This is a genomic window from Bradyrhizobium sp. 26S5 (assembly GCF_036923295.1).
Lineage (GTDB): Bacteria > Pseudomonadota > Alphaproteobacteria > Rhizobiales > Xanthobacteraceae > Bradyrhizobium > Bradyrhizobium septentrionale.
Window position 1 is genome coordinate 584,467 of record NZ_CP145948.1, and the last position, 12,839, is coordinate 597,305.

At 65.0% G+C, this 12,839-nt stretch carries 11 protein-coding genes; 5 read left to right on the forward strand and 6 right to left on the reverse strand.

Annotation, left to right across the window (positions count from 1 at the left end; all coding sequences use genetic code 11):
- Positions 1–93: 93 nt before the first annotated feature.
- Positions 94–1,134 carry a gentisate 1,2-dioxygenase gene (gene gtdA / locus V5279_RS02675; protein ID WP_338694861.1) on the reverse strand — a complete coding sequence of 347 codons (1,041 nt, stop codon included), beginning with the start codon at positions 1,132–1,134 and terminating at the stop codon, positions 94–96.
- 106 nt (positions 1,135–1,240) lie between these two features.
- On the opposite strand from gtdA, the gene maiA reads away from it, so the two are divergent.
- From maiA to V5279_RS02690, 3 genes are read left to right on the forward strand one after another with little or no spacing between them, the layout of a single operon-like run.
- Positions 1,241–1,873: a maleylacetoacetate isomerase gene (maiA, locus tag V5279_RS02680; RefSeq protein ID WP_338694863.1), complete on the forward strand. Its 633-nt coding sequence runs from the start codon at positions 1,241–1,243 to the stop codon at positions 1,871–1,873.
- Positions 1,863–2,375, forward strand: coding sequence for a MarR family transcriptional regulator (locus V5279_RS02685; protein WP_338694865.1), 513 nt, complete (start codon positions 1,863–1,865; stop codon positions 2,373–2,375). Before maiA ends, V5279_RS02685 begins: the two co-directional genes overlap by 11 nt.
- Complete coding sequence (locus V5279_RS02690) at positions 2,375–3,559, forward strand: 3-hydroxybenzoate 6-monooxygenase (protein WP_338694867.1); 1,185 nt, start codon at positions 2,375–2,377, stop codon at positions 3,557–3,559. Before V5279_RS02685 ends, V5279_RS02690 begins: the two co-directional genes overlap by 1 nt.
- A 167-nt stretch (positions 3,560–3,726) precedes the next feature.
- Here the strand turns inward: V5279_RS02690 and V5279_RS02695 are convergent, their stop codons facing one another.
- The 5 genes from V5279_RS02695 to V5279_RS02715 form a co-directional block, all read right to left on the reverse strand.
- Positions 3,727–5,337 (reverse strand): benzoate-CoA ligase family protein, encoded by a 1,611-nt coding sequence (locus V5279_RS02695; protein WP_338694869.1) that lies wholly within the window; start codon positions 5,335–5,337, stop codon positions 3,727–3,729.
- The gene (locus V5279_RS02700; RefSeq protein WP_338694871.1) at positions 5,334–6,464 is read right to left on the reverse strand and encodes an FAD-dependent monooxygenase; all 1,131 of its coding nucleotides are present in this window, start codon (positions 6,462–6,464) and stop codon (positions 5,334–5,336) included. Before V5279_RS02700 ends, V5279_RS02695 begins: the two co-directional genes overlap by 4 nt.
- A gap of 114 nt (positions 6,465–6,578) precedes the next feature.
- Positions 6,579–6,740: a hypothetical protein gene (locus tag V5279_RS02705; protein WP_338694873.1), complete on the reverse strand. Its 162-nt coding sequence runs from the start codon at positions 6,738–6,740 to the stop codon at positions 6,579–6,581.
- Between the two features lie 162 nt (positions 6,741–6,902).
- Positions 6,903–7,124, reverse strand: coding sequence for a cysteine rich repeat-containing protein (locus V5279_RS02710; RefSeq protein WP_029083209.1), 222 nt, complete (start codon positions 7,122–7,124; stop codon positions 6,903–6,905).
- A 38-nt stretch (positions 7,125–7,162) separates the two neighbouring features.
- Positions 7,163–7,975, reverse strand: coding sequence for a cysteine rich repeat-containing protein (locus V5279_RS02715; protein WP_166299249.1), 813 nt, complete (start codon positions 7,973–7,975; stop codon positions 7,163–7,165).
- 240 nt (positions 7,976–8,215) lie between these two features.
- Here V5279_RS02715 and V5279_RS02720 point away from each other — a divergent pair, with 240 nt between their 5' ends.
- Both V5279_RS02720 and V5279_RS02725 read left to right on the forward strand, forming a co-directional pair.
- Entirely contained in the window at positions 8,216–9,388 is a 1,173-nt protein-coding gene (locus V5279_RS02720) for an efflux RND transporter periplasmic adaptor subunit (protein ID WP_338701812.1), read from the forward strand.
- A 9-nt stretch (positions 9,389–9,397) separates the two neighbouring features.
- Complete coding sequence (locus V5279_RS02725) at positions 9,398–12,568, forward strand: efflux RND transporter permease subunit (RefSeq protein WP_338694879.1); 3,171 nt, start codon at positions 9,398–9,400, stop codon at positions 12,566–12,568.
- Positions 12,569–12,839: the final 271 nt, after the last annotated feature.

A 12,839-nucleotide genomic window follows, 5' to 3' on the forward strand; every position in this document is an offset into this window, starting at 1 on the left:
GTCGGAGACGAATGCAGCCCCAGCGCCTTCGAACAACCGAGCCCTGTGGTTATGGGTCCCGGGTCGCGCTTCGCTTGCCCGGGACGACGGGTGTTACGCGTTCCCCCTGTCCTCGCGGAACAGGTCGAGCTTCTGCTGCACCGGGCGGTCGGAGAACGAGAACAGCACGGAGTCGGCATCGGCCTCGTGGGTGACCCAGTGCCAGCTCGGCACCACGAACAGGTCGCGCGGGCCCCACTCGAAGGTCTGGTCGCCGATCCGTGTGCGGCCCTTGCCCTCGATCGCGGCGAACACGGTCGCGTCGGTCGCGCGATAGCGCGCGGTCTTGAAACCCTTCGGCAGCAGCTGGATGAAGGTGCCGATGGTCGGCATCGCAAAATCACCGGTCTCGGGATTGGAGAATTTCAGCTTCAGGCCGTGGCAGGCGTCCCATTCGTCGCTGCCCTTGGCCTTCTCCAGCGCCTCGCGGGTGTATTCATAGGGGTAGTTGAAGATCGGCGAGGTCTTCGAGGTCCGCTTCTGGTCAACAGGCAGCAGATTGTGGCCGTAGCGCGCGAAGCTCGCGCCGGCTGGTTTCGAGATCGACTGCTGATCTTCCTTGGCGCCTTCGGCGAACGAGCAATCGAAGAACTGCACCATCGGAATGTCGAGCCCGTCGAGCCAGAACATCGGCTCGCTGGTTTCGTTGGAATGGTCGTGCCAGGTCATCGACGGCGTGATGACGAAATCGCCCGGCGCCATCGCGGTGCGCTCGCCATCGACGGCGGTGAAGGCGCCCTTGCCCTCGAGCACGAAGCGCAGCGCTGACTGCGCGTGACGATGGGCGGGGGCGATGTCGCCCGGCACCACCATCTGCACGCCGGCGAACAGCGAGGTCGTGATTTTGGACTGGCCGCGCAGGCCGGGATTTTCCAGCACCAGCACGCGCCGCTCGGCTTCCTTGGCCGTGATCAGCCTGCCGGCCTCGTTCATGTAGTCGCGGATCTGGTCGAATTTCCAGAGGTGAGGGCGGCAGGCGCTCTTCGGCTCCGGCGTGATCAGATCGTTCATCACGTTCCACAGTGCCGAGAGGTTTTGGCCGTCGATCTTCCTGTAGAATGCCTCGCGCTCCGGGGTTTTCTGCACGGCTTCCATGGCAAGCCTCCCATCATTCTTGTCGGTTCAATTTAATTGACAGTATACTGACAATATGGCTAGCGTCAATGAAACAAGCCAATGACGAAATGCAAGGGAGGTTCCGATGAAGCTGCATGGCTATTTCCGGAGCAGCGCGTCCTATCGGGTGCGAATCGCCCTCAATTTGAAGGGGCTCACGCCGGAGCATCTGCCGCATCATCTGCGCAAGGGCGAGCAATGCGCGCCGGCCTACCTCGCGATCAACCCGCAGGGGCTGGTGCCGACGCTGGAGGATGACGCCGGCGCGATCCTCACCCAGTCGCTCGCGATCATCGAATGGCTCGACGAGACCCATCCCAATCCGCCGCTCTTGCCAAACGATCCGCTGCGGCGTGCCAAGGTGCGGGCGTTCGCGCAGGCGATCGCCTGCGACACCCACCCGGTGCAGAACCTGAAGGTGCTGGCGCGGCTGCGTCAGCTCGGCCTGCCGGAGGCGCAGGTGACGGAGTGGGCGGCCTGGGCCAATCGCGAGGGTCTGTCGGCGTGCGAGACCCTGATCGCGCAAGAGGCGGGACCGTTCTGCTTCGGCGACCAGCCGACCCTGGCCGATCTCTGCCTGGTGCCGCAGCTTGCCAATGCGCGGCGCTTCGGCGTCGAGCTCGCCGCTTATCCGCGCCTGCTCAAGGCAGAGGCCGCGGCGAAACAGGTCAAGGCGTTTGCCGACGCCGCCCCGGACAAGCAACCCGATGCCGAATAGCAAGCCAACGCCCGTCACCATGGACGCGGTCTACACCGCGCCCGGCTATCTGTTTCGACGGATGCAGCAGATCGCGGTCGCGTTGTTCATCGAGGAGTGCAAGGCGTTCGACTTGACGCCGGTGCAGTACGCCGCGCTGGTGACGATCTCGACCCATCCCGGCATCGACGCCACCCGGCTCTCCGCGGTGATCGCGTTCGACCGCTCCACGCTCGGCAATGTGATCGAGCGGCTGCAGGCCAAGGAGTTCATCGCCCGCAAGCCGTCGCCCGAGGACAAGCGCGTCAAGCTGCTCTATCTCACCAGGGCCGGCGCCGCCGTGCTCAACGACATCATGCCTTCGGTCGACAAGGCGCAGGCGCGGATGCTGCAGCCGCTGAAGCCGGCCGATCGCAAGACGCTGCTGGCGCTGCTGACGCAACTCGTCGACCTCAACAACGAGTCCTCGCGGGTACCGCTGCGCGCCGAGGACGCGCTCGAACATCTGGGGAGGTCGGGCTGATGGCAGACAGCAAGCCGGTCCTGATCGCGGGCGGCGGCATCGGCGGTCTCGCCGTGGCGCTGGGCCTCGCGCAGAAGGGCATCCGCTCGATCCTGCTGGAGAAGGCCGCAGCACTCGGCGAGATCGGCGCCGGCATCCAGCTCGGGCCGAATGCGTTCCACGCCTTCGACTATCTCGGCGTCGGCGAAGCCGCGCGCAACATGGCCGTCTATATCGACCAGCTGCGGCTGATGGATGCGCTGACCGCCGACGAGATCACCCATATCGATCTTGGCGACAGTTTTCGGGCGCGGTTCGGCAATCCCTATGCGGTGGTGCATCGCGGCGATCTGCATGGCGTGTTCCTGCGCGCCTGCCAGAACCACGAGCTGATCGAGCTCCGCGTCTCCAGCGAGGTTGTCGGCTACGAACAGGATGGTTCATCGGTGACTGCAAAACTCGCCAGTGGCGAGCGCATTACCGGACGTCTCCTGATCGGCGCCGACGGACTGTGGTCGAATATCCGCAAGCAGGTGACATCAGACGGACCGCCGCGCGTCTCCGGCCACACCACCTATCGCTCCGTGATCCCGACGGAGCAGATGCCGGAGGATCTGCGCTGGAACGCGGCCACACTGTGGGCCGGCCCGAAATGCCACATCGTGCATTATCCGCTGTCAGGCTGGAAGGTGTTCAACCTCGTCGTCACCTACCACAATGACGCGCCGGAGCCGGTCGCCGGAAAGCCGGTCTCCGAGGACGAGGTGATGAGGGGTTTTACCCACGTCCACGAGCGTGCGCAGAACATCATCCGCCACGGCACCAACTGGAAGCTCTGGGTGCTGTGCGACCGCGATCCCGATGAGCGCTGGATCGACGGCCGCGTCGTGCTGCTCGGCGATGCCGCGCATCCGATGCTGCAATATTTCGCGCAAGGCGCCTGCCAGGCGATGGAGGACGCAGTCTGCCTGTCGCACATGCTGGCCTATCACGATGATCAGGCGGCGGCACTCGATGCCTATCGTATCAGGCGCTTCCCGCGCACCGCGCGCGTGCAGCTGATGTCACGCGCGATCGGCGAGCACGTCTACCATCCCGCCGGCGAACACGCCCGCATCCGCAACGCGATCATGAGCGCGAAGTCGCAACAGCAGTGGTGCGACGATATTGCGTGGCTGTATGGCGGGACAGGGCTGGGTAGCTAGCTCCCCCGTCGTCGTCCCGGACAAGCGAGCGCGATCCGGGACCCATAACCACGAATGTCTATGAGGTTGCACGCTGGGGCCACAGTGCAATGCATCAATAAGCATTGGTGGTTATGGGTCCCGGCCTTCGCCGGGACGACAGCGAGCAAGTGGTGGCGTCGCGGCCCTCACATCCGCATCACCGCCTGCCGGTCGATCTTCCCCGTGCCGGTCTTCGGCAGCTCGTCGATGAACTTCACCTCGCGCGGATATTTGTATGGCAGCAGCTTCGCCTTGACGTAATCCTGCAGCCGCCGGGTTGCCTCATCGGTATCGAAGCCGCCCTTGTTCATCACAACCACGGCGCACAGCGTCATGCGGCGGTCCGGCAGTTCGGCGGCGTAGACGGCACATTCGCGGACGTCGGGGTGATCGGCGAGGCAGAGCTCGACCTCGAGCGGATAGACCCACTGGCCGGAGATCTTGATCAGATCGTCGGCGCGGCCGCGGAAGAAGTGGAAGCCGTCGCCGTCGCGGACAAAGCGGTCGCCAGTGTAGATCCAGCCGTCCTCGCGCACGGTCTCGGCGGTCTTGTCCGGCCGGTTCCAGTACAGCGGGGTCGCGGAATCGCCGCGTACCCACAAAATGCCTTCCTCATTGTCGCCGACCTCGCGGCCGTCGCTGTCGCACAGCATGATCTCGTAGCCGGGCACGCGCAGGCCGGCGGCGCCGAGCCTTTTCTTTTCCGCGCGGTTGCAGAGATAGATGTGCAGCACCTCGGTCGAGCCGAGGCCCTCGATGATCTCGAGCCCGGTGAGCTCTTTCCAGCCGTTGAAGACATCGGCCGACAGCACCTCCGCGGCCGAGACCGCCATCCGCAGCGAGGAGAAATCGGCAGCGTCCGCGCCTTCGGCCTTGGTCAGCGAGATGTAGAGCGTCGGCAGGCCGAAGAACACGGTCGGCCGATACTGCGCGATGGCTGCGAAGATCGCCGCCGGCTTCGGCTGGCCCGGCAGCAGCAGCGTCGCGGCGCCGACCGAGAAAGGAAACGTGATCGAATTGCCGAAGCCATAGGCGAAGAAGATCTTCGGCACCGAGAAGCAGATATCGCCGGGCGAAAGCTTCAGCACGTTGCGGGCAAAGGCGAGCTCGCTATAGGCCATGTCGTGCTGCAGATGCACGATACCCTTGGGACGGCCGGTCGAGCCCGACGAATACATCCAGAACGCCATCTCGTTGCGCTGCGTATCGGCCTCGTCGAGCTCGCCCGGAAACGCCTGCAGCCAGTCGCCGGCGTTGCGCATCTCAGGCACGGCATGCTCGCCGGCAGCGCCGTTGACCACAATCAGCGTGCGCAGCGGCGTGTCCTTGCAGGCCTCCGCGTTGAAGCGCGTGCAGAATTCGGCATCCGTCACCGCCACCTGCGCGCCGCCGTCGGACAGATAGAACTGCAGCAGCTCTGATGTCGTCAGCGTGTTGATCAGCAGCGGCACGAAGCCGGCGCGCACCGCGCCGAAGAATGCGGCCGGGTAGGCCGGCGTGTCGTCGAGGAACAGCAGCACGCGGTCGCCGCGCGTCAGTCCGAGCGATTTGAAGGCGTGGCCCCAGCGCGCCGCCTCAGTGCAGAGCTCGCGATAGGTCCGCGTCCCGGCGGGACCGATCAGCGCCAGGCGTTCAGCGTTGCCATTGCCGAGATTGTCGAACAGGATGCGGCTCGCATTGTAGTGCTCGGGTATCGCAAAGCCGATCTCGCGCGCACCGGGATTGTCCAGCGGAACCTGGTCGGCGATCCCTGTCATGAGTGTCCCTTTGCGGCTTCATAGCGGGCCATGAAGCCGGGCGACATCGCGCGCAGCCGCGCGTCGTCGATCCGGCCGGAGCGGGTGATGTAGCTGTAGGCGAAGTCCATCAGGTCGCGCTTCATATGCGCGGGGAAATGCTCGTACCAGTCGGCGCTGGTCCGCGCCGCGGTGACGAGCTTCTTCACGATCGGCTTGCGCTCGCTCTCGTAGCGCCCAAGCGCGGCGGCGATGTCGGCCTCGGTCTCCAGCGCCTTGGTCAGCGCGATCGCGTCCTCGATCGCAAGCCGCGTGCCCGAGCCGATCGAAAAATGTGCCGAATGCAGCGCGTCGCCGATCAACACCACGTTGCCGTGCGACCAGCGCTCGTTCCAGATCCACGGAAAATTGCGCCACACCGATTTGTTCGAGATCAGCCGGTGGCCGTCCAGCGTTTCGGCAAACACTTGCTCGCAGATCGCCTGCGATTCTTCGATGCTCTTGTCGGCAAAGCCGTAGGCCGCCCAGGTCGCCGCGTCGCACTCGACCAGGAAGGTGCTCATGTCCCTGGCGTAGCGGTAATGATGGGCGTTGAAGCTGCCGCGCTCGGTTGCCACAAAGGTCTGCGACAGTGTCGCAAAGGTTTTGGTGGTGCCGTACCAGGCGAATTTGTTGGTCGAATGCGAGACCGACGCGCCGAACGCGGTCTCGAAGCCGCGGCGGACCATCGAGTTCAGCCCGTCGGCGGCAACGATCAGGTCGTAACCCCTGAGCTCCTCGACCGATTGCACCACGGTGTCGAAGCGCGGCGTGATCCCGACGCTGCGCACGCGCTGCTGCAGGATCGTCAGCAGTTCCAGCCGGCCGATCGAGGAAAACCCGACGCCGTCGATCTCGACGCTCTCGCCGCGCAGGTTGAGGGTGATGTTCTTCCAGCTCTCCATCCGCGGCGCGATGGCGTCGACCGTCTCGGGGTCGTCGGCGCGCAGGAAGTCCAGCGCCTGCTCGGAGAACACCACGCCGAAGCCCCAGGTGGCGCCGGCGGCGTTCTGCTCGAACAGTTCGATCTCGGCGTCAGGGTGACGCTTCTTCCAGAGATAGGCGAAATAGAGCCCGCCGGGCCCTCCGCCGATCACGGCGATCCGCAACGTCTGCCTCCCAGATTGACAGTGTACTTACTATTTGCTCCACACTAATCTCCCTCCGGCGGGAACGCCAGAGGGAAAATGCGCGAGGCGACTATCCTGTTGGCGCTGAAAGGCTCAGTAGCAGCGGCGGACCTTCACGCCGCCGACCCATACCCAGCGGCAGCCGGCGACGACGGGGTTGCGGACAACGACGGCGCCGCGCGCGCCGGCGCATCCGGCGCGATAGACGCCGCGGGCGCAAACCACCGCGCTGGCGTCGGAGGATTCAAAGGTCATGGTCGCGGCAAAGGACAAAAGGGCCGCAGCGATCAGCAAAAATGAACCGCATAATATTCCCTCTCCCGGGGTGAGGCTTGATTGGCCTGTGATTGATCAACAAGGTGCTACGGCTCCGTGACCGGCAATCGCCGGGCACATGTCGTCTCACCGCCTGCGCGGCTACTTCTTTTCCGCCTCCGCCAGCACCTTCTTGCAGGCCGGCGTCAGCTTGTCGCTCTGCTTGGCGAGACAGGCGATGATGCGCCCGCCGCCGGGCGTCACGCTCTTGCAGAACTTCTCGTAGTCGCCCATGCAGGCGTCGCGTTGGGCGTTGGTCAGCTCCTGGGCGTAGACGGCGGTCGTGCCGCAGAGCAGTGCGGCAGTCAGGACAATACGCAGCATCGTTGGCTCCCTTTGCGGTCAGTCTCGTGACAACAGGATTACCGCGCCGCGAACGGCGCCAGCACGTCGCGGCATTCCGGCGAGAGCGAGCCGGCATTGGTCGCCAGGCATTGCAGGATCCGACCGCCGCCGGGTTGGACGCCGCCGCAGATCGAGCGGACGTCGGCGCCGCAGGCCGAGCGCAGCACCAACAGCTCTTCGCGCGGGCGCATCGGCCGCAGCACGATCACAGTCGGTGTTGCCGCCGGTGCCGCGGCCGGCGCAGCTGTCGTCGCAGCAGCGCCGGCGGCCGGCGCGGCGCCACCGCCGGCGGCGGCCACCGCCTTCTCGCAGGCCGGCGAGAGTTTTGCCTTGTTCTTCTCAAGGCATTGCAGCGCAGGCGCGCCGCCGGTCGGCACACCCGCACAGACCTTGGGATAATCGGAGCGGCACGCGCTGCGGATCGCCGAGATCTGTGCATTGGACGGCGTCCCAGCCGCCTTCGGTGCGGCCGCCTCAGCGGCGGGCTTGGCCGCCGTCGCCGGAGCTGCGTCGGTCTTGGCTGCATCGGTCTTGGCTGCCGCGGGCGCGGTATCCGCCTTTGGCGCCGCGGCCGGCGCTTCCACGGCCTTCACGGCGCTGGCGCAACCCGGTGCGAGGCTTGCCATGTTCTTCTGCAGACATTGCAGCGACGCTTCGCCGCCTGGCGGAACGCTGGAGCAGTGCGCGATATAATCATTGCGGCATTGTGACTTGATGGCGTCGCGCTGCGCCTGGCTCGGCGCCTGCGACATCGCCGGTGCGGTGCTCATCAGTGCCGCAAGCGCAAGCCATGCGGATAGCTTCGTTGCTCGTGTCAACGCATTGATCATCTGACTAAATCCTCTCGTCGCGCCGGAAGCCTCCGGCTCAACTGAACTGCGTTCTGAAAAGTCTTGCTCTAACAACCTTCGCGAGCGGCATCATTTTCGGTTTCGAGTTCCGCTGCAAGCGGATTGTTGCTATGAAAGAACCAGGCTGTTTTTTTTGCTCGCTTCGACATCTCTATCCTTGAATTAAGTCATTTGAATTGAGGCTCGGAAATGAGGCATGCGCGCGCATCGGCACATTTCATGCGGAGCAATTTTGTGCGGCTGCGAAACGCGCCACTGACGCGTTCGGCTTTCGTCATATCCGCCTTTGTCAGTTTAAGTGCCTGCGAGCAAAACAGTTTTGTTGCGCCTCCGCCACCCAAGGTCGAGGTTGCGCCGCCGGTGCAGCGCGCCATCACGCGCTATCTGGACGCCACCGGAAACACCGCGCCGATCAAGACCGTCGATCTGGTCGCGCGCGTGCAAGGCTTCCTGCAGTCGATCAATTATCAGGACGGCGCTCAGGTCAAGGACGGCACCACCCTGTTCACGATCGAGCCGGAGACCTACAAGCTGAAACTGGAGCAGGCGCAGGCGGCCGAAGTCGGCGCACAGGCGACGCTGAAGCAGGCCGACGCCGACTTCAAGCGGCAGACGGATCTGGTGCAGCGCCAGGCGGTCTCGCAGTCGACGCTGGATAGCTCGACCTCGGTGCGGGACAACGCGCAGGCCAGTCTGCAGCAGGCCCAGGTCAATACCAAGATCGCCGCGGTCAATTACGGCTACACCAATGTGGCGGCGCCGTTCGACGGCATCGTCAGCAACCATCTGGTCTCGGTCGGCGAACTGGTCGGTGTGGCGTCGCCCACCCAGCTTGCCACCATCGTGCAGCTCGACCCGATCTATGTGAATTTCAACGTCAGCGAACAGGACGTGCAGCGGGTGCGCGACGAGGCGCGCCGCCTCGGCATGACGGTCAACGACATCAGACAGCTGCCGGTCGAGGTCGGCCTGCAGACCGAGACCGGCTATCCGCACAAGGGCAAGCTCGATTACGTCTCGCCGACCGTCAATCAGTCGACCGGAACGCTGCCCGTCCGTGGCTTGATACCCAATCCGGATCGCGTGCTGCTGCCGGGCTTCTACGTCCGGGTTCGCGTGCCGTTCACCAAGCAGGAGAACGCGCTGCTGGTGCCTGACGTCGCGATCGGCAGCGATCAGGCCGGCCGCTACGTGCTGGTGGTCAACGCCGACAATGTGGTCGAGCAGCGCAAGGTGACCACCGGGCCGCTCGACGGAGGGCTGCGCGTCATCGAAAGCGGGCTGAAGGCAGACGATCGCGTCGTGACCGCCGGGCTGCTGCGCGCGATCCCCGGGCAGAAGGTCGATCCGCAGGTGCAGAAGGGCGACGCGGCGCCGGCACCGGCCAAATAGGGGCGAGCCATGATCTCGAAATTCTTCATCGAGCGCCCGGTCCTTTCCAACGTCATCGCGATCCTGATGATCCTGCTTGGCGGCGTGGCGCTGTACAATCTCGCGGTCGCACAGTATCCCGACGTGGTACCGCCGACGGTGCAGGTGACGACGCGCTATCCCGGCGCATCGGCCAAGACGGTGGTCGACACCGTGGCGCTGCCGATCGAGCAGCAGGTCAACGGCGTCGAGGACATGCTGTACATGCAGTCCTACAGCGGCGCCGACGGCACCTACACGCTGACGGTGACCTTCAAGATCGGCACCGATCTCAACTTCGCGCAGGTGCTGGTGCAGAACCGCGTCTCCTCGGCGCTGGCGCAGCTGCCGTCCGCGGTGCAGAACCAGGGCGTCACGGTGCAGAAGAAGTCGACCTCGATTCTTCTCTTCGTGACCCTGACCTCGCCGAACAGGACCTACGACAGCCTGTTTCTGTCGAACTTCGCCACCATCAACATCCGCGACGAGCTGTCTCGGCTATCAGGCGTCGGCAACGTCACGGTGTTCGGCGCCGGCCAGTATTCGATGCGGGTCTGGCTCGATCCGAACAGGCTGCAGGTCCGCGGGCTGGTGCCGCAGGACGTCATCCAGGCGATCCAGCAGCAGAGCCAGCAGGTCACCGCCGGCCAGGTCGGCGCGCCACCGACGCCGGCGGGGCAGGCGTTCCAGTACACGCTGAACGTCAACGGCCGCCTCGACGACAAGAGCCAGTTCGAGGACATCATCGTCAAGACAGGCACTGTCGGCGACGTCACCCGCGTCCGCGACGTCGGCTGGGTCGAGCTTGGCGCGCAGACCTACAGCCAGATCTTTTCGCTGAACCAGAAGCCGGCGACCGGCATCGGCGTGTTCCAGTCGCCGGGCGCCAATGCGCTGCAGGTCGAGAAGGCGGTCGAGAAGAAGATGGCGGAGCTGGCCAAGCAGTTCCCGCAGGACATCCAATACGACACGCCGTTCGACACCACCAAATTCGTCAACGCCTCGATCGAGGAGGTCTACAAGACCCTGATCGAGGCCGGCTTGCTGGTGCTGGTCGTGATCCTGATCTTCCTGCAGGACTGGCGAGCGATGCTGGTGCCGGCGACCACCGTGCCGGTCACGATCATCGGCGCGTTCGCAGGCATGGCCGCGCTCGGCTTCACCATCAACCTCTCGACGCTGTTTGCGATCGTGCTGGCGATCGGCATCGTGGTCGACGACGCCATCGTCGTGGTCGAGGGCGCGGCGCACAATATCGAGCGCGGCATGTCGGGCCACGACGCTGCGATCAAGGCGATGGACGAATTGTTCGCGCCGATCGTCGGCATCACGCTGGTGCTGATCTCGGTGTTCTTGCCGGCGGCGTTCCTGCCGGGGCTGACCGGGCGGATGTACGCGCAGTTCGCGCTGGTGATCGCCGCCACCGCGCTGCTCAGCGCGGTCAATGCCGCGACGTTGAAGCCGACGCAGTGCGCGCTGTGGCTGCGTCCGCCCGCGCCGCCCGAGCAGCGCAACTTCTTCTATCGCGGCTTCAACGCGGTCTATGACCGGCTGGAGCGTGGCTATGCAAGGCTGGTCGGCGGCATTGCCGGGCATGCCAAGACCTCGGTCGCGGTCGCGCTTGTTATCATCGGGCTCGCCGGCTACGGCCTGTCGCGGGTGCCGACCGGATTCATCCCGATCGAGGACCAGGGCTATCTGCTCGCCGCGGTGCAATTGCCCGACGGCTCAGCGCTCGACCGTACCCAGCAGGTGCTCGACCAGGTCACGGAGATTGCCGGCAAGACGCCGGGTGTCGACCAGGTGGTCTCGATCGCCGGCATCTCCGCACTCGACAACTCCTCGAGCCTCGCCAATGCCGGCGTCGCCTATCTGATCCTGAAGGACTGGAGTGCCCGCGGGCCGGGCGAAGATCTGCGTTCGCTGGTCTATGGTCTCAACGACAAGCTCGCGGTGATCCCGGAGGCGCGCATCCTGGTGATCCCGCCGCCGCCGATCCAGGGCATCGGCAACGCCGCCGGCTTCGCCATGCAGGTCGAGCTGCGTGACGGCAATGCCGATTACGGCAAGCTGCAGGCGGTCACCGGGGCGATCGTCGCCAATGCCCAGACCCAGAGCGCGCTGCAACGCGTCCAGTCGTCGTTCCGTTCAATGGTGCCGCAGTTCGACGTCGAGGTCGATCGGGTCAAGACGCAGATCCTGCACGTCACCCCCGACCAGATCTTCGCAGCGCTGTCGACCTATCTTGGCGCCAGCTACGTCAATCAGTTCACCAAGTTCGGCCGCACGTTCCAGGTCTATACCCAGGCCGAGGCGCAGTACCGCCTGTCGCTGCGCGACATCGAGAACATGATGGTGCGCAACAGCAATGGAGACATGATCCCGCTCGGCACGGTGGCGAAGATCACGCCGTCGGTCGGGCCGTCGCTGATCAGCCTCTACAACCTCTATCCGTCCGCCACCATCATCGGTCTGCCGGCGCAGGGCTATTCGTCCGGCCAGTCGATGACGCTGATGGAGGAGATCGCGGCAAAGACGCTGCCGCCGGGTTCGGGCTTCGAATGGACGGCGATGTCGTACCAGGAGAAGGAGGTCGGCGGCCAGATCTACTATGTGTTCGCGCTGGCGCTGTTACTGGTCTACCTCGTGCTCGCAGGACAATATGAGAGCTGGTACGCACCGATCTCGGTGATCCTGGCCGTGCCGCTGTCGTTGCTCGGCCCGACGCTGGTGCTGCTCAGCCTGCGGATCGAGAACAATCTCTACACCCAGATCGGCATCATCCTGTTGATCGCGCTGTCGGCCAAGAACGCGATCCTGATCGTCGAGGTCGCGCTCGAGCACCATCTACGCGACGGGCGGTCGGTCCTGGATTCGGCGATCGATGCGGCGCGCGCCCGGTTCCGGCCGATCCTGATGACGTCGTTCGCCTTCATCCTCGGCGTGCTGCCACTGGTGCTCGCGACCGGCGCCGGCGCCAACGCCCGCAAGTCGATCGGCATCACCGTGTTCTCCGGCATGATCGCCTCGACCTGCCTCGCCGTGCTGTTCGTGCCGGCATTCTTCGTCGTGGTGCAGACGTTCGAGAACTGGCGCAAGGCGAAGAAGGGCAAGGTCGCGCTGCCGCAAGCCGCACCGCAGGCGCCGGGCACGGTGCACTGATCTCCCTCGCCCCGTTCTTCACGGGGAGAGGGTTGGGGTGAGGGGCTCCATCCACCAGGAGGTGCGAGTTGCGAGGCCTGTACCCCCTCACCCGGATTGCATCTAACGATGCAATCCGACCTCTCCCCGCAAGCGGGGCGAGGTAAGAGAAGGCCGAGCGCGGTCCAGTAGCTCCGCCCATTTCAGACTTTCCCCGTCACCCTGAGGAGGCCGCGAAGCGGCCGTCTCGAAGGGCGAACGGCCCGGCTTTCTCCGCGCTGCCGCAGCCGGG